The organism is Pseudomonas sp. LAP_36, assembly GCF_019456785.1.
GTDB lineage: Bacteria > Pseudomonadota > Gammaproteobacteria > Pseudomonadales > Pseudomonadaceae > Aquipseudomonas > Aquipseudomonas tritici.
The window spans coordinates 654,865-675,235 of record NZ_JAHZMS010000002.1; the positions used below are offsets into that span (position 1 = coordinate 654,865).

A 20,371-nucleotide genomic window follows, 5' to 3' on the forward strand; every position below is an offset into this window, starting at 1 on the left:
GCGTTGACTATTTAAACTGCCCGCACGCATAGCAATACGCCATAACCGGGGCCCTGCATGGACTTACAAAAGCGCAACAACGTCAGTGTCATGGGCAACGGCGCCTCGACGCTGGTGTTTTCCCACGGGTTTGGCTGCAACCAAGCCATGTGGAATTACTTGGTCCCGTCATTTTGCGAGCGTTTTCGGGTCGTGCTGTACGACTTGGTTGGCGCAGGGCTGTCGGACCTCAGCGCCTTTGACAAGGCTAAATACAGTGCTCTGGATGGCTACGCCCGCGATCTGAACGAGATCATTGATCAATACGCGGTCGGCCCCGTCATTCACGTGGGCCACTCGGTCAGCGCGATGATCGGCACCCTCGCCGACCGCCTGGCCCCCGGCCGTATTGCCGCCCATGTGATGATCGGCCCGTCGCCGCGCTATATCGACGAAGACGGTTATGTCGGCGGCTTCAAGCGCAGCGATATCAATGACCTGCTCGACACCCTCGACAGCAATTACCTCGGCTGGTCCAGTGCCATGGCCCCGGTGATCATGGGCGCGCCCGACCAACCGGCGTTGAGTGACACGCTGACCGACAGTTTCTGCCGCACCGAACCCGACATCGCCAAGCAATTCGCGCGGGTCACGTTTATGTCGGACAACCGCAAGGACGTGATCGGCCTGACCACCCCGGTGCTGATCCTGCAATCGACCGATGACCTGATCGCCCCCATCGCCGTGGGCGAATACCTGCACAGCGTACTGCCCAACAGCACCTATTGCCTGGTGGACAACGTCGGCCATTGCCCTCACATGAGCGCGCCGCACGCCTGCGCGACTGCCATGCAAGCGTTTCTGGCACCGTGGGCCGTGCCCGATGCCGGCTGAGCTATTCGACAGCGCCGCCTGCGCCCTGGCAGTCACCGCGCAAGACGGCACGATCCTGCAGGCCAACGCGCGCTTCAGCGAGTGGCTGGGGTTCAGCACTGCCGAATTGTGCGGCAAGCGTTTCCAGGACCTGCTGACCATGGGCGGGCGGATTTTCCACCAGACCCACCTGGCGCCGATGCTGCGCATGCACGGCAGTGTCGCCGAGGTGAAACTGGACCTGCTGCACCGCGACGGGCACAAGCTGACCATGCTGCTCAACGGCAATAAACGCGAACTGGCCGATCACGTGGTCTACGACCTCGCGTTGTTTGGCACGACTGATCGCGACAAATACGAGCGGGAGCTGCTGAACGCCCACAAAACGGCCGAAGCGCTGCTGCAGGAAAAAACCGCCGCTGAACTGGCACTGCATCAAGCCCAGGTCGAGTTGAGCGAGGCCTATGCCATCGCTCAACGCCGTGCGCTGTTCGCCGAGCAGATGGTCGCGATTGTCAGCCATGACCTGAAAAACCCGCTCACCGCGATCCGCATGGCGTCCGACTTTCTCAGCCGTGGCGAACGCACGGCCAAGGAACGCCAACTGCTGGGGCATATCGGTCAATCGTCCGAGCGCGCCCAGCGCATGATCGCCGACCTGTTGGACTTCACCCAGGCCCGTGTCGGCCAGGGCATCGTCATCAAGGCGGCCCCTCTGGATTTGCACAGCGTGATTCACCGCGCCGTGGATGAACTGCGCGTGGCGTTTCCCAAGGCAACACTGGAGCATCACGCACAAGGCCATGGCGATGCCAACCTGGACGCCGACCGCGTGCAGCAGATCATCGGCAACCTGGTGGCCAACAGCGTGGCCTATGGCGACCTGCAACAGCCGATCACGGTGACGTCGCGGCTGGGCGATGGTGCCTGCGAAGTGTCAGTACACAATTATGGTGCGGCGATTCCCAAAGTGCTGCTGGCCGGGCTGTTCGAGCCCATGACCCGTGGCACCGACCAAGGCAGCGATGTGCGCAGTGTGGGCCTTGGCCTGTATATCGTGCGCGAGTTGGCCAAGGTACACGGCGGGGATGTGGCGGTGAGTTCCTGTGCCACACTCGGCACCACATTTACCGTGAAGTTTCAGGGCACGTAGACGCTGCCCTGCATGACCGGCTCCACACTGCCCGTCAGCACCACATCGCCCTCGCCTGCCCAGTGCACGGTCACGGTGCCGCCGTCGCATTGCACCTGCACCGTGGCATCCAGCAACCCACGCCGAATCCCATTGACCACCGCCCCACAGCAGCACGAGCCGGAACCCAACGGCACGCCACCGCCGCGCTCCCAGATACGCAGGCGGATGTGGCCCCGGTCGAGCACCTGCACGAAATGCACATTGGTCTTGGCCGGGAACAGCGGGTGGTTTTCCAGCGCCGGGCCCAGGGCCGCTACGTCGACAACCGCGATGTCTTCCACGAAAAACGTGCAATGGGGGTTGCCCATGCTGCACGCCGCCGGGTTGCCTTCCAGAGGCAAGGTGCGTGTGTCCATGGCTTCAGCCAGCGGTACTGCCGACCACTCCAGCGAAGGCTCGCCCATATTCACCGACACTTGCCGCCCCGGCGCGCGCACGCAGGTCAGCAGGCCCCGATCAGTGCGCAGCACCACCGAATCCGTGCCGGCCTCATGCATCAAACGGTCGGCCACACCACGGGTGGCGCTGCCGCAGGTTGCCAGTGGCGTGCCGTTGGGGTTCCAGAACTTGATGCGCGCGGCGGCGTCTTCACAGTCGAGCAGCACAGCCAGCTGGTTGAAGCCGATTCCGGTGTGGCGGTTACCCAACTGGCGGGCGATTTGCGGGCTAATCGGATCGTCGAGTCCACGGCGGTCAACGATGATGAAATCGTCGCCGTGGGCGTGCATTTTTACGAACGGCAAAGGCATCGGCTGTCCAGTGGTCGACCTGTGGGGGAACTGAAGGATACTCTGAACCGGCCCAACCCCATCGAGAGCAACGCATGTTAATTGTCTTCAGCGGACTGCCCGGCACCGGCAAAACCACGATTGCCCAGGCATTGGCGCGCCAGATCGGCGCGGTTTACCTGCGCATCGACGTGATCGAACAGGCGATCCGCGAAGCTGGCGTACTGTCGACTGATGTGGGCGCCAGCGGCTATGGCGTGGCGAATGCGCTGGCGTTGAGTAATCTAAGCTTGGGCCACACCGTGGTGGCCGATTGCGTGAACCCGGTCGAGGAAAGTCGGGAAGCGTGGAAGACCGTAGCGGCAACGGCAGAGGTGGCGTTGCTGGATGTCAGGGTGATTTGCTCTGACCGGCTGGAACATCAACGGCGGGTAGAAGCCCGTGCGGGGGATATTGCCGGCCTGGCGCCTCCAACCTGGGCGTCGGTTCTGGTGCATGAGTACCAAGATTGGAATGAAGCACCGCTGACAGTCGACACCGCCTTCATGACGCCAGATCAGGCAACTGCAATGATTTTGACAAGTCTCACCTCTACGGCAAAAGAGGTCTTTGTAGTGAGCGGGCTTGCCCCGCGCCGGGCTGCAAAGCAGCCCCAGTAAGACCAGAACGTATTGCCCGAATTCAGGGCTGCTCCGCAGCCCGGCGCGGGGCAATCCCGCTCACTACAGGCCCGCGGTGGTGTCGAGCGAGTGCCTCAGAGCACACTCCCCATCGCCTTCATCAACACCAGGTCCCGCGCATAAATATCCGGCGCGTACACCAACCCACCCTGGCGGTCGACCTCGACCGTCCAGTAGCCCAACAGCACCGGCACCGGTGTCGCCAACCTGAACTCATGGGTCACGCCGGTCGCCAGCAGCTCATCCGTACGGGCGCGCTCAGCCGGGCTTACCAATAAATCCCTGAGCAACAACGGTTGCTCGACCCGCACACAGCCCGAGCTGAACGCCCGCGGCCCTTTGGTAAACAGCGGCTGGCTGGGCGTGTCATGCAGGTACACCGAAAACGGGTTGGGAAAGCGCATCACAATCTTGCCCAGCGGGTTGCGCGGGCCGGCTTCCTGGCGCAGCAGGATATTGCCGGGGCGCGCCCAGTCAATTTGCTCGGGTGCCAGCGGGTGGCCTTCGGCGTCGAGCACTTGCAGGTTTTGCTGGCGCAGGTATTCGGGGTTGAGGCGGATGGCCGGGAGCTTGTCCTCGCGCATGATGGTGGGCGGGATGGTCCAGGTGGGGTTGAGCGTCAGCCGCGTGATGCGCGATTTGAGCAGTGGCGTCTGACGTTCGGCGCGACCCACTTGCAGGCGGGTTTGCCATACCGGGATGCCGCTCTGATACACGCTCAGTTGCGCAGCGGCGACGTTGACCAGCACGCCTTCAGGCTCCAGGTCCTGGGCCAACCAGCGGAAGCGTTCAAGGTTGATGCGCAGTTGTTCGCGGCGGATCGCCGGGCTGATATTCAGTTCCGCCACGGTGCCGGCGCCGATCACGCCGTCAGCCTGCAATGAGTGGCTGAGCTGGAAGGCCTTGACCGCCTTGACCAGCTCGTCGTGGTACTGCTTGCCGCTGGAGGCCTTGGCCAGGTAGCCGCCACTGATCAGGCGTCGCGCCAGTTCCGGCACGCGCGGGTCTTCCATGCCGGGGCGCAACAGTGGGCCGCTGGCGACCGGGTCCCAATGGGGCAACGGCTGCTGGCGTACAGTGGAATAGGCGTTACGCAGGCTGCGGTAGAGGTCCGCGCTGGGACGGGCCTGGTCAAACGCCTGGGCCATGTCTTGCAGGCCGGTGGCGGCAAAGGCCAGCACTTCGATGTTGGGGTCGCGGGTGGGCGGTTGGGAATGCCACAACGGTTCGAAGCGCGATTGCTGCAGGCGCCCGTAGTGCAGATCCTGCAGGGCTTGCAGGTAGCTTTGGCTGATGCTGATATCGCTGCACAGCACGTTGGCCGTGGCGTCCGCCGAAGGCAAGCTATAGTGGGTGGGGTTCAGGCCGTCATCGGCGAGCATTTGCAGTTGGGTGTGCAAGGCTTGGCGGCGCTCTTCGGCTGACCACAACGGCGCGTTGCCCTGCTGTTGGTAGAACGCTTGCAGGCGCAGTTGGCCGACGGCGTCGATCTGCGGCGCCAGGCCTGGGCAGACACTGGGCAGTTGCGCCAACGCCTGTTGCACGGGCGCCAGATCGACCGGCGCCGGCGTGGTCACCGGCAACGGCTCAACCGGCAGTGCCTCGGCTGTCGCGACCAATGGTGCAACGAGCAGGCAAATGCTCAAGTAACATGCGTGTTTTTTGAACAATTGTCTTAGCTCCAATCCACAGCGGGGGGATGTACTGTAGATGTTGAATTTTCTTTGCCGCCTCGGCCTGATCGCCATGCCCTTGGTTACGTTGAGCAATTTAGCGCTCGCCGCCAATGGGATTCCTCCTTCCTTGTATAGCAGCCTGGCGCGCTCGGCTCCAGAACTCAATCCCACTGTCTTGAAAAGCGCCCTGAACGCGGTGCAGTGCGCGGTGAATAACGGCGAAGAACGTTCCGATCGCCTGGCCGTCATTGATTACTCCCAGCCCTCGACCGCCCGTCGGCTGTGGATCTTCGATTTGCGCAAGAAGACCCTGGTGCTGCGCGACCTAGTGGCCCATGGCGCCAAATCCGGGGAGAACTTCGCCACGCAGTTCTCCAACCTGGAAGGCAGCCACCAATCCAGCCTGGGCCTGTTCCGCACCCAGGAGAGTTATCTGGGCACCCACGGTTACTCATTGCGCATGGATGGCCTGGAGCCGGGCTTCAATGACCAGGCCCGCGACCGCGCCATCGTGATTCATGCCGCCGACTACGTGAGCCCGTTGTGGAGCAAGCGCGAAGGCCGTATCGGCCGCAGCCAGGGTTGCCCAGCCGTGCGCCCGCAGGTGGCGCGCCAGGTAGTGGATAAACTCAAGGATGGGCAGTTCATGTTTTCGTGGTACCCCGACCAGCGCTGGTTGAAGTCCTCGACGTACCTCAATTGCAAACCCCAACAGGTGGCGAGTAGTCGTACAATCCGTGGCGGATAGCCTGTCCCCATAGATAAAAAAGAGAGCGTCGAATGCTTCTACACCAATCCACCTGGATCGAGATCGGGCAATTTCTGGAGCGTAGCCGCACGGTGGTGATCCCCATCGGCTCAAACGAGCAGCACGGCCCCACCGGCCTGCTCGGTACCGACTGGATGTGCCCGGAGATCATCGCCCATGAGGCGCAGAAGAATGCCGACATCCTGATCGGCCCGACCTTCAACATCGGCATGGCCCAGCACCACCTGGGCTTCCCCGGCACCATTTCCCTGCGCCCTTCCACCTTCATGGCCGCCATTGGCGACTGGGTGCGTTCGCTGGCCGGGCACGGTTTCGAGAAGATCCTGTTCCTGAACGGCCACGGTGGCAATGTTGCCACCATTGAAGCGGCATTTTCCGAGCTGTACGCCGAAGCCAGCTTCGCCCGCCGCCCGGCCGGATTTGCGTTAAAGCTGGTGAACTGGTGGGACCTAGAAGGTGTGAATGACCTGGCTCAACGCCAATTCCCGGTAGGCCATGGCAGCCATGCCACGCCATCGGAGATCGCGGTGACGCAGTGGGCGTACCCGGAATCGATCAAGACCGCCGACTACTCGCCACAAATCGCCAACACCGGGCCGATCCGCGAAGCGCTGGACTTCCGCGCGCGCTTCCCTGATGGGCGCATGGGCTCAGACCCAGCGCTGGCGACGGTAGAGAAAGGTGGGGAATTGGTGGCGTTGGCGGCTCAAGGGCTGATCAAGACGGTCAACACCTTCAGCAACGAAGCCAAACCCTAGGCCCTACACACATCCAAACTGTGGGAGCTGGCTTGCCTGCTCCCACAGGGATCGTGTGTTACTTACATTCCTGTGCAGCCAGCTCCAACCGCGACGGCGTAATCGTCGACGCCAGTGGCTTGCGTTCATACAAGAACACCTTGGCGCCCTCCTGGGACTTGTAGGCTTCCAGTACATCGTCGGCGGCAATCTTACTGGTCAACAACACCCTGGCGTGGCGCGAGCCCTGTGTCACGGTGGAGGTAATCCCGTGCTTTTCCAGCTTGGGCAACACACATTGCACATAAGCCTCGGGGGCCTTGCTGGTTTGCAGGGTCAGCGTTGGTGCATTGGGAGCAGAAACACAACCGGCCAGCAACAGGGAAGCAAAGGCCAAGCCCGGGGCGAAAAAAGAGCGCATGAAAAATTCCTGACTATAAAAATAATGGTTCACATCAACCCGCGCGGACTAATGCCTTGAGCGACGCATCGAACTGCTTCAAGGCATCCAACTGCACATCGCGCTGCTGCTCGATCTGCGCGGCAATCTCTGGCACGGCCTTGTCACGTACCCACACCGACGGCACCTGCTTGTGTACCGAGCCTTCGGCCTTGGCGATGTATTGCAGGTTCGCGTCATAGAACCGCGCAATAAAACGCGCTTCGACTTGGTCATTACGCTGGGTCAACAGTTGGTTATGGGTATCGAGCATCACCACCACATCGGGGTGAGCCTGCACCAGGGCATCCAGGTTGTCGTAGACAGTCACCGACAAAAAACTGCCTTGCAGCGAGTTCATCAACCAATCAATGGCCAATTCCGGGTCGGAACTGTTGACGAACGCCTGGCGGATGCGCCCGTCGAGGGCATCCTTGGCGCCATTCAAGGCCATGTCGTGGTAGCGTTCAAGGTAGCTGAGGTTGTCGCGGGTGTTATCGCTCAACAACACACCTACCGACTGCGTGTGCTGTAGCGAGTCTACGCTACTGACGATAGGTAGCAAATGGCTATCATCGGCGAGTGCGACGTTGTTCACGACGACCGTGCCAAGCATCAGGGCCATCAAAGCTAGTTGAATAAACGTCCTCATCGCGCATTTCCTTGAACAGCGTCTCGATGGGGAGATTTTCCGCTTTTCCTGCAAAAACAGAACTTGCGATCCGTGATGGTGACTATTATCTGAACCGATAGTGCACCCATAAAACCTATAAGGACCACGCCATGAAGCCCCACCAGAAAACCTTCGACCGCATCCGCGAAGCCGTACTACCGGAGTTTCGCGAGCGGGTCGCCGATTACCTGGTCGATTATGAAAACGTGCTGCAGGATGACGCGGCGGATGCCAGCCGAGTCACGGCCAGTGCCCAGCAACTGCGCGGCTACCTGCGCGGCCTGAACACCACGCGAGTGCTGGGCATGGCGGACTGGGAAGACCTGGACCGCCGCGTCTTGCAGATCACTGAACGCTCTACAGTGCAGGGCGTTGTTGATTGACCCACGCCTGCACGGACGGCCGCTGCCACTGGCGTTGCGCGTATTCCACCAACTCGGCGGGCACGCTGTCGCCGTTGAGAATCAAGCGATTGAGCATTACCGCCAGGTCCACATCGGCAATTGACCATGCGCCGAACAGATAGCCCGGGTTACCCACCAACAACGCCTGTGCCGCACTGATCAACTTCGCGGCGGCGGCTTCGGCCACGGGTGACAGCGGCGGCATCTTCTGCCCATAGAACACCACCATCGTCGAGCGTTCCTGGCGAATCGGCAGCAAATCGCTGCGCAGCCACGCCTGCACCTGCCGCGCCCTCGCCCGCTGCTTGGGGTCGGCCGGGTACACCGGCGTTTCGGGATAAACCTGCTCCAGGTACTCGGTGATCGCCGAAGACTCCGACAGTGCAAATTCACCTTCTACCAAGGTGGGCACACGCTGGGTCAGGGACAGTTGGGCGAAATCAGCCGCCTGGTTCTGCGCAGCGTCCAAGTCCAGGGTGAGCGTGTCGAACGCCAGGCCCTTTTCCTTCAGGGTCACGAACACCGACATGGCGTAGGGGCTGGTATACAAATGATCAACATACAGACGCAACGGTCGCTGGCTCATAACGGCTCTCCTTGAATGGAACACCACGCTACGAGATGTGCCGCGAGAAAGACAATGCGCTGTTTTTATGGGGGCATTCCTGGCAGGAATAGCCAGGCTAGGCTTTGACGGCCAGGCCTGCCAAGGTAGACTCGCCGCCTCGCGTGCAACCCTGCACGGCCGGAAAGGGATTTTCGTCTTGCGCTTGCCTTTTGTGTTTTGTCTGCCCCTCTTCGCCGCTTCGTGGATAGCCATGGCCGGCGAAAACTCATCGCCTCCCGGCGAAGCGCAGTACCAGGAAGCCGTCGCGGTCCTGGCGAAAACCGACCCACAGCTCGCCGACCTGATGCGGTCCGTGCAGGCCAACCAGAAGGCGGCGGACTTTGATCAGAAAATGCGCGAGCTGGGCGAGCCATTTCGTCTCACCGAGCGACTGCTGAGCGAGTCGGCAACGGCCGGCCACCCTGTCGCGCAATATCGGCTGGTGTTGCTTTACCAGTCTTATCTGGTCCCCGGTAAAGAACAGGAGATGTGCGACCTCTCGGCGTCAAGCCTGGAGGCAGGCTTCGCCCCTGCCGCCCTGTATCTGGCCAATGCCTGCCTGAGTTACACCCAAGGCCCACGGTATGAACCGGCGCTGCAAGGCGCTCTCGCGAAATTGCCCGACTATGCTCGCTATTACCCGCAACCGACCGTCTGGCTAACGTGCGGGGCGCCCCCCACTGGCGTTGAACTGCAACTGGGCAGTGCAAACGACTTCCGCGCTGAGCTCTACAAATTGCTCGCCAGTCAGACTGATAAGAGGAAGGCGTTGCCCCTGCGCATCGAATACTTAGAGAAAGCGCTGGCAAGCAACGGTTGCCCATATGCGCGCGAGCGGCTGGACATCTACCGACCCGCCCAATAAAACCCTGCTCTATCCAGCAAAGCCACCCTCATCCAGAAACACACGCTCTTCATCCGTGGTCTCTCGAGCCAGCACCTCATTACGATGGGGAAAACGTCCGAAGCGCTCGATAATCTCGGCGTGCTCCTTGGCCCAATGGTAGGTGTTGGCGTCCAGTTGCTGGTTGAGGATCAGGGAGCGTTGCTGATCCGCCGGGTGTTCCGAATGTTCGAACGGCAGGTAGCAGAACGCGCGTAACGCCGGTTCGATCTGCTGATCCAGCCCGGCGTCCACCATGCGCTGGGCATACAGCCGCGCCAGCGGGTCGGTGGCGAACATATGCGCGGTGCCACGAAAGGTATTGCGGGGGTATTGGTCGAGCAGGATCAGCAGGGCCAGCGCGCCCTCCGCCGAGTCCAGCCAGCTTTCCAGTTCGCGCCGGGCGGCTTGCAAGTGGGCAGCATGGAAGGTGTCGCGGAACGTGGCGTCGAAGACGTCGTCCTTGGCGAACCAGCGTTTTGGGCCGGCGTGTTTCCAGAAGTCGATGACGGCATTTGGCGTTGTCATGATGAGAGGCCTAGGCAAGCGATTCATCTGACGGTATCAGAATCCATCGCCTGGCCGGGATCAAATATGGGAGCGGCGTCGCTGGTTAGAAATCCACCGTCGCCGAGAGTTTGACGGTGCGCGGCTCACCCTGGGTAAGGTAATTATTGGCCGTCGACGCCGACGCCCAATACGCTTTGTTCGCCACGTTCTCGACGTTGGCGCGCAGGGTGATGTACTTGTCGTCGGCCTTGAAACCATAACGGGCGCCGAGGTCGACACGGGTCCAGGCGGGGATGCTCAGGGTGTTGGTGGCGTTGACGTACTCGCCACCGGTGCGCAGCATCCGTGCGTTGACGGCGGCGCCCTGGATGCCGGGAATGTCCCAGTCGGCGCCGACGTTGTACTGGAAGCGCGGCACGCCGGCGGCGCGATTGCCGTCGCTGAGGCCGTTGGAGGTGTTCTTCAGTTCGGTGTTCATCCAGGTCGCACCGGCCAGCAGGCGCAGGCCGTCAATTGGTTCGCCGAAGACGTTCAACTCCACACCTTTGTTGATCTGCTCGCCGTCGACGCTGAAGGTGTCCAGAGTATTGCCGGGCAGGCGCGATGTGGCGTTGTTCGGCTGCTCGATACGGTAAACACCCAAGGTCGCACCAAAGCTGTCCCAATCCAGCTTCACACCTGCTTCCGTCTGTTTGCTGCGGTTAGGCGCAAAGACCTCACCAGGGTTGGTGACATTGGTCAACGGCGCGGTTGGCCCCTGGGCCAGCCCTTCAATGCGGTTGGCGTAGAACGACACGTGCTCCCACGGTTTTACCACCAGGCCATACACGGGTGTGGTGATGGTCTCGGCGTAGTTGGCATTGCGCACGCCTGTGGTGGTATTCCACGCGTCCACCTCAATGGTCTGGCGCCGCACGCCCAGGGTCAGCAACACACGATCGTCAATAAAGCCCAGGGTGTCGGACACCGCCGCGCTTTTGATGCGGTTTTTGCCGACGATGCGCGGGTCGTGGATATCACTGCCGAAGTAGGTGACAGACGGACGCGGAATCTGCACCGGGTCATACAGATTGCCCGGCTGACGATTGGCCTGCTGGATCGCTTCAAACGCCGAACGCTGCTCACCCCAGATGCCAGACAAACCGACGTTGACCTGATGAGTCACCGCCCCCGTGTTGAAATGCCCGTTCAAGCCGGCCATGGCGCTTTTGTTGTCTTCATCGTGAGGCGAGTACAAAAAGCCCACGCGACCGCTGCCATTGTTGCCCACGTACAGCGACGAATACTGACCATTTTCCCGCGTGTGCTTGGCCCCGCCGCCCACGTAGGCCGTCCAGTTTTCATTCAGGTCGTACTCGGCATTGAACATGCCGTAGGCGTCTTCCAGCTCCGACCAGCTCCAATCCTGGGCATAGTTGTGCCTTGCCGATGGCGCCTCTGGCACTTGGGCGCCATTCGGGTACACCACGGAGCGGCCATTGTTGATGCGCTGTTTCTGGTAGCCGAAATCGGTGGACACCCGCAGGCGATCGCCACGGTAATCCAGGGCGACGGCCACCAATTGCGAGCTTCTGAATTCATCCTCGATGGCCGTGTCGCCACCGTGCTTGGCCAGGTTAACCCGCGCGCCGAAGCGGTTGTCCTCGCCAAAACGCTGGCCCAGGTCGAGGTGGCCGCCGCTTTGACCATCGGTGGTGGTGTCGAGGGTGACGCTGCGGGTCGGCGTGTCTTCGGCGCGCTTGGGCACCAGGTTGACGCTGCCGCCAATGCCGCTGCCCGCTGGCGATACACCATTGACGAAGGCATTGGGCCCTTTGAACAACTCGACACGCTCCAGCGCTTCGGTGGTGATGATCTGCCGCGGCAGCACGCCGTACAGGCCGTTGAAGGCAATGTCATCGGTGTTCAGCGGCAGGCCGCGAATGGTAAACACCTGGGAGAAATTGCCGAAGCCTGACGATTGGCGCACCGACGCGTCATTGAGCAGCACATCTCCCACGGTGCGCGCCTGCTGGTCGGCAATGGTCTTGGCGGTGTAGCTGACCACGCTGAATGGCACGTCATTGATTGAGCGATTACCCAACACCCCCAAACGCGCCGAACGCGCGACCTGGCCACCGGCATAGGTGTCGGCCTGCGCCCCGCTCTCGCCGCTGATAGTGGTCGCGCCCAGCTCCAGCGCATCGCCAGTGGCCTGGGGCACTACGGTGTAGCCATTCGCGCCAGTGTTTTGCAGGGTATAGCCGCTGCCTTGCAGCAGCCGCATAAAACCCGATTGCGCGGTATAGCTGCCCTGTAAACCGGCGCTTTGCTGGTCATTGAGCAGTGTGGAATCAAACGACAACGGCACCCCGGACAACGCCGCGAACTGCGCCAACACATTGCCCAAGGGGCCCGGCGCGAGGCTGTAGCTGCGTACTGCGCTGGTCGACGCCGCGTCCGCTGCCACGGCACTGTGCAACGGTGCGATCGCCGCCAGGGCAACAGCCAGGCTCAAGGCCTTCAAAGGGCGGATGGGATGCGGTGTGAAGGTCATGGGAATTCCTGTCGGCGCGGTACAAATGTTGAGGGTTCTCCTCTACACCGGGCGACAACTGAAAAGGTATCAGCGAAAAATGAAAAAATTTCAGCGCGGTTCGAGGGTCACCCAGTAACCGGTCAGGCTGCTGACTTTGATCGGCAGGGTTTCCTGCAACAGGCGCAGGCTGGCGTCGGTGTCACGCAAGGGGAATGCCCCGGACACGGTCAACCCGGCCACACTGTCGTGGCAACGCAACACGCCATGGCGATAGCGCCCCAGTTCATTGAGCAAATCCGCCAGGCGCATCTGCTGGGCCAGCAGCATGCCGCTCTGCCAGGTCGTCGCGCTGATATCCAGCGGCTGCACTGCGGCGACGCCGTCACTGCCAAAGGCACTTTGCTCGCCGGCCTTGAGGATCAACCCACGACTGGCGCGCTGCGGCAGCATTTCCACCGCGCCGTCGAGCACAGCCACGCGGCTGCTCTGCTCGCCGACCCGCACGCTGAAATGCGTCCCCAGCGCACGGGCGGTGCCGTGGCGGGTCTGCACGACAAACGGTCGAGGTGTCGGCGCGGGGTCTTTGGCGGTGGTGATCATCACCTCGCCTTGCAGCAACTCGAGGCGCCGCACCTGGTCGGTGAAGGCGATATTCAGCGAGCTGGCGGTGTTGATCAGCAGGCGTGTGCCGTCGGGCAACGTGAGGTTGCGTTGCTCGCCAATAGCGGTGTGCTGGTCGGCTGTCCAGGGCTGCCAGGGCTTGTGCCGATAGGCCAGCCACGTCGCCGGCGCCGCCAGCAGCAACAGCCCGAGGGCCTGGCGGCGGCCGAGGGATTGCTTGCGACCGATGCGTTTGAGGGTGTCGCCGGCAATCGCAGCCGGCACGCTGTTGAAATCCCCCAGAATCGCCTGCGCCCGTTGCCACGCCTGGGCGTGCTGGGCGCTGCGGCCTTCCCATTGAGCGATGGCGCGGCGGTCTTCATCGGTGGCGCTGCCGGACTGCAATTGCACCATCCAGTCAGCGGCTTCGCCAAGGATCAACGGGTCGATGGACGGGTTCATGCCACGCTCAGGCACGCGAGGAAGGCCTCGCGCATGTAGCGTTTGACCGAGACCAGCGACACCGCTAACTCATCGGCTATCTGCTGGTAAGTCAGGCCGTCGATCTGCGACATCAGGAAGGCTCGGCGAGTCTTGTCCGGTAAATCGCGCAGCATGGCTTCGATGCGGTACAGCGCCTCCAGGATCAGCCAGCGGGTTTCCGACGACGGCACTTCCTGCTCCGGCAGATGGGCGATGGTTTCCAGGTAGGCGCGCTCGACTTCCTGGCGACGCCAACTGTCGATCATCAAGCCCTTGGCGATATGGGTGAGCAACGCGCGCGGCTCAGTGCCGAACCCGGCGCCGTTCTGACGGGTCAGCAGGCGCATAAAGGTGTCATGGGCCAGGTCGGCCGCGTCGCTGGCATTGCCCAACTTGCGGTCAAGCCAGCGGTACAACCATCCGTGGTGTTCGCAGTACAGGTCCTGAATGGGCAGATTGACGGGGGACGACATGCGAGTCACCGGCACAGGGGCCACGGAGTAATTAAGAATTGATCGCATTCTAATCTGCGCAACGAATCGCGGCAACGCGCAAATTAATGTTATAGGATAACGCCCAATTTCCACCCTGCCCTGTGATCCCGCCCATGACCGATGCTGTTCCGCTACGCCAACGCCTGCTTTCCATCGACGCCCTGCGCGGCTTGGTGATCCTGTTCATGCTGCTGGACCACGTGCGCGAAACGTTCCTGTTGCACCGCCAGGTCGGCGACCCGATGACCATCGACAGCACCGAGCCCGCACTGTTTATCAGCCGCACCCTCGCCCACCTGTGCGCGCCAGTGTTTGTGTTGCTCACGGGTTTGTCGGCCTGGCTGTACGGCCAGAAATACCAGGGCCGTCGCGATGTGTCGGCGTTTCTGTTCAAGCGCGGGCTGTTCCTGGTGGTGCTGGAATTTACCCTGGTCAACTTTGCCTGGACCTTTCAGCTGCCGCCCAGCGTGATCTATATGCAGGTGATCTGGGCGATTGGCGTGAGCATGATCGCCCTGGCCGCGCTGGTGTGGTTGCCGCGTCCGGCGTTGATCGTGTTGGCGGTGGTGATCATTGCCGGGCATAACCTGCTGGATGGGCTGCATTTCGATGCGGGTTCGGCGTTGCATATTCCGTGGACGATCCTGCATGAGCGCAGTTGGATCGAGGTGGGCGACTCGCTGCGACTGCGCACCACCTACCCGGTGCTGCCGTGGATCGGTGTGATTGCCCTGGGTTACGGCTTGGGCCCGCTGTTTGCCAATGGCATGCAGCCGGCGTTACGCCAGCGTTATCTGTTGCTGGGCGGCGTGGGTGCGTTGGTGGGGTTCGTGTTACTGCGCGCGGCCAATGGCTATGGCGAGAAGCCCTGGCAGGCGTATGACAGTGGCGTGCAGACGTTGATGAGCTTTTTCAACGTCACCAAGTACCCGCCTTCGCTGTTGTTTTTGGCGCTGACGTTGGGGATTGGGTTGTTGCTGTTGCTGGCGTTTGAACGTGCGGGGCAGAAACGCTGGATTAGCGTGCTGGCCACGTTCGGGGCTGCGCCGATGTTCTTTTATTTGCTGCATCTGTATGTGTTGAAGCTGCTGTATGTCGCGTGTGTGGCGTTGTTTGGCCTGAACCATGGCAACTACTTTGGGTTCGACGGTATGGGCGCGATATGGCTGATGGCGCTGTTGTTGCCCCTGGCGCTCTACCTGCCAGTGCGCTGGTTCGCCGGGCTGAAAGCGCGGCGCCGCGACTTGGCATGGCTCAAGTACCTATAGCGCCCCGGTTGCTTTTCTGTGGGAGCTGGCTTGCCTGCGATTGCATCACCGCGGTGTCACTTCAGACCGAGGTGCCTGTATCGCAGGCAAGCCAGCTCCTACATTTTTGACTGTGTTCTACCCAGGAATCAGGCCAGTTCGGCACGCAGTTGACGGGCCGCCGTCACCATGTGGACCAGCGCCGCTTCCGTCTCCAGCCAACCTCGCGTCTTCAACCCACAATCCGGGTTCACCCACAACCGCTCAGCCGGAATCCGCTTCGCCGCCTTGCGCAACAGATTGGCCATCTCCGAAGCATCCGGCACGCGCGGCGAGTGGATGTCATACACGCCCGGCCCGATGTCATTCGGGTAAGCGAAGGCTTCAAACGCGTCCAGCAGCTCCATATCCGAACGTGAAGTCTCGATGGTGATCACGTCGGCATCCATCGCGGCGATGCTCTCGATCACATCATTGAATTCGCTGTAGCACATGTGGGTGTGGATCTGGGTTTCGTCACGCACACCCGAGGCGCACAGGCGAAACACTTCGGTGGCCCACTCCAGATAGTGCTGCCACTGCGCCTGGCGTAACGGCAGGCCTTCGCGGAACGCAGCTTCGTCGATCTGCACGATCTTGATGCCGGCGGCTTCCAGGTCCACCACCTCATCACGGATGGCGAGGGCCAGTTGACGGGCCTGCACTTCGCGGCTCACGTCTTCGCGGGGGAACGACCACATCAGCATGGTCACCGGGCCCGTCAGCATGCCCTTCATCACCTTGCCTGTCAGGCCTTGGGCGTAGCGGATCCACTCCACGGTCATGGCTTTCGGCCGGCTCAGGTCGCCGAAAATCACCGCCGGTTTCACGCAGCGCGAACCGTAGCTCTGCACCCAGCCAAAGCGGGTGAATGCATAGCCGTCCAGTTGCTCGGCGAAGTACTCGACCATGTCGTTACGCTCGGCTTCACCGTGCACCAGCACGTCCAGGCCGAGGTTTTCCTGCACCTCCACGGCGTGCTTGATCTCGCTGTGCATGGCTTCGACGTATTCGGCTTCGCTCAGTTTTCCAGCCTTGTACGACTGACGCGCCAGGCGAATCGACGCGGTCTGCGGGAACGACCCGATGGTGGTGGTCGGGAACAGCGGCAGGTTGAGGCCGGCCCGTTGCTTCTCGATGCGCTGGCCAAACAGTGACTGGCGCTGGCTGTCCTTGGCGGTGATCGCAGCCACACGGGCTTGCACCGCAGGTTTGTGGATACGCGGCGACGCGGCGCGGGCCGCTTGTACGGTGCGGCTCTCAGCCAGGGCAGCCAGTACGTTTGGCGCTTCTGGCGCGTCGACCGCACGTGCCAACACGGCGACTTCAGCGCACTTCTGCACGGCAAACGCCAGCCAGCTTTTCAGCTCAGAATCCAATTTGTCTTCACGGCCTACATCCACCGGGCTGTGCAACAAGGAACAGGACGGCGCAACCCACAACCGATCACCCAGTTTCTCATGGGCGTGCTGCAAGGTAGCCAAGGCCTTTTCCAGGTCGCAACGCCAGACGTTACGGCCGTTGACCACGCCCAGGGACAGCACCTTATACGCCGGCAGGCGGTCGAGGATGGTCGGGTACTGGTCCGGCGCACGCACCAGGTCGATGTGCAGGCCATCCACCGGCAAGTTGGCGGCCAGACCGAGGTTCTCTTCCAGACCACCGAAGTAAGTCGCCACCAGCTTTTTCAACGGGTCGCGCTGGATCTGGTTGTAGGCACGTTCAAAGGCGTTTTTCCAATCCTGCGGCAGGTCCAGCACCAGGATCGGCTCGTCGATCTGCACCCATTCCACGCCCAGCTCTGCCAGGCGCTGGAAGATCTGGCCGTACAGCGGCAGCAGGCGGTCAAGCAAATCGAGCTTGTCGAAATCACCACCCTTGGCCTTGCCCAGCCACAGGTAAGTCAGCGGGCCGATCACTACCGGCTTGACGTTGTGGCCCAGCTCGTGGGCTTCCTGGACTTCTTCGAACAACTGATCCCAACCCAGGTGAAACTGCTGGTCAGCACTGAATTCAGGCACCAGATAGTGGTAATTGGTATCGAACCACTTGGTCATTTCCTGGGCGTGGGCACTGCCGCAGCAGCTGTCGCTGACACCACGGGCCATGCCAAACAGGGTCTGCAGGGTGGCTATGCCATCCGCCGGGCGGAACCGCTCCGGGATCACACCAAACATCAGCGAGTGCGTCAGTACCTGGTCGTACCAGGCGAAGTCACCGGCTGGCAGCAGTTCAATGCCGGCCTGTTTTTGCAGGTCCCAGTGGGTCTTGCGCAGATCACGGCCAACGGCGCGCAGGCCGGCTTCGTCGAGCTCGCCCTTCCAGAACGCTTCCTGCGCTTTTTTCAATTCACGATCGCGTCCAATGCGCGGAAAACCAAGGGAATGAGCGACTGCCATGACTTACAACTCCAATGTCAATATTTATGGAGCTATTGTCGGCAGATGGAGATAGTGAAACAAACTCATTTTATTCGAGATGATCACAAGATCTGCTCATGTTGACAGGTAGTGAGCGGGCTTGTCGAATCGTCGCACCGCCCGCGCTGGGTGGCGAAGCCGCCCCAATAAATCCACCTCGGTTTTTCAGAAAGATTGCGGCGCCTGGGTTTAGGGCGGCTTCGCCACCCAGCGCGGGGCGAGCCCGCTCACTACAGGGGCGGCTACCGCATTTGATCTTCTGGGTTTTCAGGGTTGTAATCGCGTGGGTATTTATCAAGAGCAGAATTAGCATGGATGCCACCAACCACAGCCATTCCAGAAAATGCCAGGACAACCTTCCTTCGATACGCAAACTCGAACGACTTCCAGAACAGATCCGTAACTTGGAAGCCCAAGCTATCGCCGAAGGTTTCAGATTCCTGACGCGCCTGATTACCGAGTGGGACGACCACGCCAACCGATTCGACCAACCGGGCGAGTGCCTGTTGGGCGTATTTTGTGAAGGGCAACTGGTCGCAATCGGCGGCCTTAACTGTGACCCGTATGCACCTCCAGGCACGGGACGACTCCGCCGCGTGTACGTTGCGCCCGCCGTACGCGGTCGCAATGTCGGAAAAGCACTGGTGCAACAGCTGCTGGAACATGCCCGCGCGCAGTTCCAATCGGTTCGCCTGTCGACCGATACGCCCGAAGCCGCAGCGTTTTATCTTCGCTGTGGCTTTCATCAGGTGGCGGATGACACGGCAACGCATGCAAAGGCACTGAAGCGTTGCTGAGACGGACACTGTCCGTTCAGCAACATCGATCAACTGTGGGAGTTGTCGAACTTCAGCGAGGCTGCGATGGCGGTGTGTCAGGCGGCATCTCTATCGGCAATGCCGCCGTCATCGCGGCCTCGCTGGGGCTCGACGGCTCCCACATTGGTTTTTGCAGAGCTTTGAGAGTAATTACATCAACGGAATCGAATAACTCACGAACAGCCGATTCTGGTCCTGATCCCGTGCGACCTCGCTGCGCGAAACCCCATTACGCCAGCCAAACCCAACGTTCTTGAACGTACCGCTCTGCACCACGTAATCCAGGGAAATATCCCGCTCCCATTCGCTGGCATCGTTGCCACTGGCGGTAAGGATATGGTCGCCTTTCAAGTACATCAGCGACGCCTTCAAACCCGGCACGCCGAGCGACGCGAAGTCATAGGCATATTGCGCAAACGCGGTGCGCTCGCCGGCCTGGATGAAGGTCTGCACGGTGCGGTCGGTGTAAAGGTACAGGCTGGAACCACCCTCCCCTTTATTCACCAGGCCGCCCTGGTTGAGTTGCGCGAAGTTGCTGTCGTCCGAGACTTGCTGGTAACCGGCAGTAATCGCGTGCGGGCCCAGGGAATAGATGAACGCTGCGCTCCAGGTGTTGTTGTCGATTTCACCGGTGCCGTTCTTGGTATAACCGCCAAGTTTGTAGCCTTCGGCACGACCGGCGACGGTGCTGTTTTTGCCGTCGGACGTGGTTTTGAAGTAACGCAGGTCAGTCTTCAGCGAGCCGTATTCGCCGAGCGGCAACACGTGGATCAGCCCGGCAAAGTGCTGTTGGTAATAGTCTTCAAGGTTGGCGTAGTAGTACTGGACCATCAGGTCCTTGATCACTTGGTAGTCGGCACCGGCGTAGTTGAATTTGTTGCTTTCCTGAGTGCCACCCGCCGCGGCCAGGCCGCTGCGATCACTGGAGCCTCGACCGGTGGTGTGTTGCAGTTGGCCGCCGACCAGGGTCAGGTTGTCGATGTCCTTGCTGGTGATTTGCCCGCCTTCGAACGACTGCGGTAACAGGCGCCCATCGTTGCTCACCAGGATCGGCAGGTTCGGTCGCAGGTAACCGTAGCGCGCCTCGGTCTTGGCGAAACGCGCCTTAGCGGTGGCGCCGCCACGGCTCCAGCTATCGGCGGCCTTACCGTCGTCGTTGGGGATCATCGAGCTGCCCACATGGCGGCCGGCGCCGCTGTCGAGGGTCAGGCCGAGCATGCCGACCGCATCCAGACCAAACCCCACCGTGCCATCGGTAAAGCCTGACTGATAGTTGAGGATAAACGCCTGGCCCCACTCTTCGGTCTTGGACGGTGCGGCGGCGCCGTCACGGTTGTCGTTGTTGAAGTAGAAGTTGCGCATGCTCACGTTGGCTTTACTGTCACTCAAGAAATCAGCCGAGGCCAAGGGGCTCAGGGCAATGCCCAGGCCGCCGGTCAATACGCTTATTACATTCAAAGTGGCTTTCATCAGGACGAACTCCGGCGCGGAATCCAAGTTCCGGGCGCAAAAAATGGGCAGCAGGAAGCACGCGGCCAAACTCGGCTTGGCCGGTGCGTTAACTAACGTTTACGACTTAGTTGCGCGAAGTGAACCTCC

20 protein-coding genes are annotated in these 20,371 nt (G+C 61.2%); 9 read left to right on the forward strand and 11 right to left on the reverse strand.

Annotation, left to right across the window (positions count from 1 at the left end; all coding sequences use genetic code 11):
- Nucleotides 1–57: 57 nt before the first annotated feature.
- Together JBO08_RS08585 and JBO08_RS08590 are read left to right on the forward strand one after the other, a co-directional pair.
- Entirely contained in the window at nt 58–873 is an 816-nt protein-coding gene (locus tag JBO08_RS08585) for an alpha/beta fold hydrolase (protein ID WP_065872177.1), read from the forward strand.
- Nucleotides 863–2,005 (forward strand): PAS domain-containing sensor histidine kinase, encoded by a 1,143-nt coding sequence (locus JBO08_RS08590; RefSeq protein ID WP_220074185.1) that lies wholly within the window; start codon nt 863–865, stop codon nt 2,003–2,005. Before JBO08_RS08585 ends, JBO08_RS08590 begins: the two co-directional genes overlap by 11 nt.
- Here JBO08_RS08590 and dapF read toward each other — a convergent pair.
- A complete protein-coding gene (gene dapF, locus JBO08_RS08595; protein ID WP_065882000.1) occupies nt 1,993–2,796 on the reverse strand; it encodes a diaminopimelate epimerase in 804 nt (267 codons plus the stop codon). The genes JBO08_RS08590 and dapF overlap by 13 nt on opposite strands.
- 74 nt (nt 2,797–2,870) lie before the next feature.
- Here dapF and JBO08_RS08600 point away from each other — a divergent pair, with 74 nt between their 5' ends.
- Nucleotides 2,871–3,434, forward strand: coding sequence for an AAA family ATPase (locus JBO08_RS08600; RefSeq protein WP_065881999.1), 564 nt, complete (start codon nt 2,871–2,873; stop codon nt 3,432–3,434).
- Nucleotides 3,435–3,529: 95 nt separating this feature from the next.
- Here JBO08_RS08600 and JBO08_RS08605 read toward each other — a convergent pair whose 3' ends face one another.
- A complete protein-coding gene (locus JBO08_RS08605) occupies nt 3,530–5,125 on the reverse strand; it encodes a murein L,D-transpeptidase (RefSeq protein ID WP_220074184.1) in 1,596 nt (531 codons plus the stop codon).
- 40 nt (nt 5,126–5,165) lie between these two features.
- On the opposite strand from JBO08_RS08605, the gene JBO08_RS08610 reads away from it, so the two are divergent.
- The gene (locus JBO08_RS08610) at nt 5,166–5,879 is read left to right on the forward strand and encodes a murein L,D-transpeptidase catalytic domain family protein (RefSeq protein WP_220074183.1); all 714 of its coding nucleotides are present in this window, start codon (nt 5,166–5,168) and stop codon (nt 5,877–5,879) included.
- Nucleotides 5,880–5,911: 32 nt separating this feature from the next.
- The gene (locus tag JBO08_RS08615; RefSeq protein ID WP_065872172.1) at nt 5,912–6,658 is read left to right on the forward strand and encodes a creatininase family protein; all 747 of its coding nucleotides are present in this window, start codon (nt 5,912–5,914) and stop codon (nt 6,656–6,658) included.
- Nucleotides 6,659–6,716: 58 nt separating this feature from the next.
- Here JBO08_RS08615 and JBO08_RS08620 read toward each other — a convergent pair whose 3' ends face one another.
- Together JBO08_RS08620 and JBO08_RS08625 are read right to left on the reverse strand one after the other, a co-directional pair.
- A complete protein-coding gene (locus JBO08_RS08620; RefSeq protein ID WP_049712789.1) occupies nt 6,717–7,058 on the reverse strand; it encodes a hypothetical protein in 342 nt (113 codons plus the stop codon).
- Between the two features lie 34 nt (nt 7,059–7,092).
- A complete protein-coding gene (locus JBO08_RS08625; protein WP_065881991.1) occupies nt 7,093–7,728 on the reverse strand; it encodes an ATPase in 636 nt (211 codons plus the stop codon).
- Between the two features lie 131 nt (nt 7,729–7,859).
- On the opposite strand from JBO08_RS08625, the gene JBO08_RS08630 reads away from it, so the two are divergent.
- Nucleotides 7,860–8,132: a hypothetical protein gene (locus JBO08_RS08630; protein WP_065881990.1), complete on the forward strand. Its 273-nt coding sequence runs from the start codon at nt 7,860–7,862 to the stop codon at nt 8,130–8,132.
- Here the strand turns inward: JBO08_RS08630 and yfcF are convergent.
- Complete coding sequence (yfcF, locus tag JBO08_RS08635; RefSeq protein WP_065872170.1) at nt 8,107–8,739, reverse strand: glutathione transferase; 633 nt, start codon at nt 8,737–8,739, stop codon at nt 8,107–8,109. The genes JBO08_RS08630 and yfcF overlap by 26 nt on opposite strands.
- A 178-nt stretch (nt 8,740–8,917) precedes the next feature.
- On the opposite strand from yfcF, the gene JBO08_RS08640 reads away from it, so the two are divergent.
- A complete protein-coding gene (locus JBO08_RS08640) occupies nt 8,918–9,625 on the forward strand; it encodes a hypothetical protein (protein WP_220074182.1) in 708 nt (235 codons plus the stop codon).
- A gap of 9 nt (nt 9,626–9,634) precedes the next feature.
- On the opposite strand, the gene JBO08_RS08645 is transcribed toward JBO08_RS08640, so the two are convergent.
- From JBO08_RS08645 to JBO08_RS08660, 4 genes are all read right to left on the reverse strand, one after another.
- A complete protein-coding gene (locus JBO08_RS08645; RefSeq protein WP_065911034.1) occupies nt 9,635–10,171 on the reverse strand; it encodes a DUF924 family protein in 537 nt (178 codons plus the stop codon).
- An 85-nt stretch (nt 10,172–10,256) separates the two neighbouring features.
- Nucleotides 10,257–12,689 carry a TonB-dependent receptor gene (locus JBO08_RS08650; RefSeq protein WP_220074181.1) on the reverse strand — a complete coding sequence of 811 codons (2,433 nt, stop codon included), beginning with the start codon at nt 12,687–12,689 and terminating at the stop codon, nt 10,257–10,259.
- Nucleotides 12,690–12,779: 90 nt separating this feature from the next.
- Complete coding sequence (locus JBO08_RS08655) at nt 12,780–13,733, reverse strand: FecR domain-containing protein (protein ID WP_220074180.1); 954 nt, start codon at nt 13,731–13,733, stop codon at nt 12,780–12,782.
- A complete protein-coding gene (locus JBO08_RS08660; RefSeq protein WP_065881984.1) occupies nt 13,730–14,227 on the reverse strand; it encodes a sigma-70 family RNA polymerase sigma factor in 498 nt (165 codons plus the stop codon). The genes JBO08_RS08655 and JBO08_RS08660 overlap by 4 nt, the downstream gene beginning before the upstream one ends.
- A gap of 134 nt (nt 14,228–14,361) precedes the next feature.
- On the opposite strand from JBO08_RS08660, the gene JBO08_RS08665 reads away from it, so the two are divergent.
- Nucleotides 14,362–15,516 carry a DUF1624 domain-containing protein gene (locus JBO08_RS08665; protein WP_065881982.1) on the forward strand — a complete coding sequence of 385 codons (1,155 nt, stop codon included), beginning with the start codon at nt 14,362–14,364 and terminating at the stop codon, nt 15,514–15,516.
- A gap of 128 nt (nt 15,517–15,644) precedes the next feature.
- On the opposite strand, the gene metE is transcribed toward JBO08_RS08665, so the two are convergent.
- Nucleotides 15,645–17,933, reverse strand: a complete 2,289-nt coding sequence (metE, locus tag JBO08_RS08670; protein ID WP_065881980.1) for a 5-methyltetrahydropteroyltriglutamate--homocysteine S-methyltransferase — start codon at nt 17,931–17,933, stop codon at nt 15,645–15,647.
- A gap of 332 nt (nt 17,934–18,265) precedes the next feature.
- Here metE and JBO08_RS08675 point away from each other — a divergent pair, with 332 nt between their 5' ends.
- Nucleotides 18,266–18,751 carry a GNAT family N-acetyltransferase gene (locus tag JBO08_RS08675; RefSeq protein WP_065872164.1) on the forward strand — a complete coding sequence of 162 codons (486 nt, stop codon included), beginning with the start codon at nt 18,266–18,268 and terminating at the stop codon, nt 18,749–18,751.
- Nucleotides 18,752–18,922: 171 nt separating this feature from the next.
- On the opposite strand, the gene JBO08_RS08680 is transcribed toward JBO08_RS08675, so the two are convergent.
- On the reverse strand, nt 18,923–20,242 hold the full coding sequence (locus JBO08_RS08680) for an OprD family porin (protein ID WP_220074179.1): 1,320 nt from the start codon (nt 20,240–20,242) through the stop codon (nt 18,923–18,925).
- Nucleotides 20,243–20,371 lie beyond the last annotated feature (129 nt).

Excerpts from the sequence above, each read along its gene's own strand:
- JBO08_RS08610 (WP_220074183.1), top strand. The coding sequence starts at position 5,166 with ATGTTGAATTTTCTTTGCCGCCTCGGCCTGATCGCCATGCCCTTGGTT.
- JBO08_RS08590 (WP_220074185.1), top strand. The coding sequence starts at position 863 with ATGCCGGCTGAGCTATTCGACAGCGCCGCCTGCGCCCTGGCAGTCACC.
- JBO08_RS08625 (WP_065881991.1), bottom strand. The coding sequence starts at position 7,728 with ATGAGGACGTTTATTCAACTAGCTTTGATGGCCCTGATGCTTGGCACG.
- JBO08_RS08615 (WP_065872172.1), top strand. The coding sequence starts at position 5,912 with ATGCTTCTACACCAATCCACCTGGATCGAGATCGGGCAATTTCTGGAG.
- dapF (WP_065882000.1), bottom strand. The coding sequence starts at position 2,796 with ATGCCTTTGCCGTTCGTAAAAATGCACGCCCACGGCGACGATTTCATC.
- JBO08_RS08645 (WP_065911034.1), bottom strand. The coding sequence starts at position 10,171 with ATGACAACGCCAAATGCCGTCATCGACTTCTGGAAACACGCCGGCCCA.
- JBO08_RS08660 (WP_065881984.1), bottom strand. The coding sequence starts at position 14,227 with ATGTCGTCCCCCGTCAATCTGCCCATTCAGGACCTGTACTGCGAACAC.
- JBO08_RS08680 (WP_220074179.1), bottom strand. The coding sequence starts at position 20,242 with ATGAAAGCCACTTTGAATGTAATAAGCGTATTGACCGGCGGCCTGGGC.
- metE (WP_065881980.1), bottom strand. The coding sequence starts at position 17,933 with ATGGCAGTCGCTCATTCCCTTGGTTTTCCGCGCATTGGACGCGATCGT.
- JBO08_RS08600 (WP_065881999.1), top strand. The coding sequence starts at position 2,871 with ATGTTAATTGTCTTCAGCGGACTGCCCGGCACCGGCAAAACCACGATT.
- JBO08_RS08675 (WP_065872164.1), top strand. The coding sequence starts at position 18,266 with ATGGATGCCACCAACCACAGCCATTCCAGAAAATGCCAGGACAACCTT.
- JBO08_RS08665 (WP_065881982.1), top strand. The coding sequence starts at position 14,362 with ATGACCGATGCTGTTCCGCTACGCCAACGCCTGCTTTCCATCGACGCC.
- JBO08_RS08650 (WP_220074181.1), bottom strand. The coding sequence starts at position 12,689 with ATGACCTTCACACCGCATCCCATCCGCCCTTTGAAGGCCTTGAGCCTG.
- JBO08_RS08620 (WP_049712789.1), bottom strand. The coding sequence starts at position 7,058 with ATGCGCTCTTTTTTCGCCCCGGGCTTGGCCTTTGCTTCCCTGTTGCTG.
- JBO08_RS08630 (WP_065881990.1), top strand. The coding sequence starts at position 7,860 with ATGAAGCCCCACCAGAAAACCTTCGACCGCATCCGCGAAGCCGTACTA.
- JBO08_RS08585 (WP_065872177.1), top strand. The coding sequence starts at position 58 with ATGGACTTACAAAAGCGCAACAACGTCAGTGTCATGGGCAACGGCGCC.
- JBO08_RS08655 (WP_220074180.1), bottom strand. The coding sequence starts at position 13,733 with ATGAACCCGTCCATCGACCCGTTGATCCTTGGCGAAGCCGCTGACTGG.
- yfcF (WP_065872170.1), bottom strand. The coding sequence starts at position 8,739 with ATGAGCCAGCGACCGTTGCGTCTGTATGTTGATCATTTGTATACCAGC.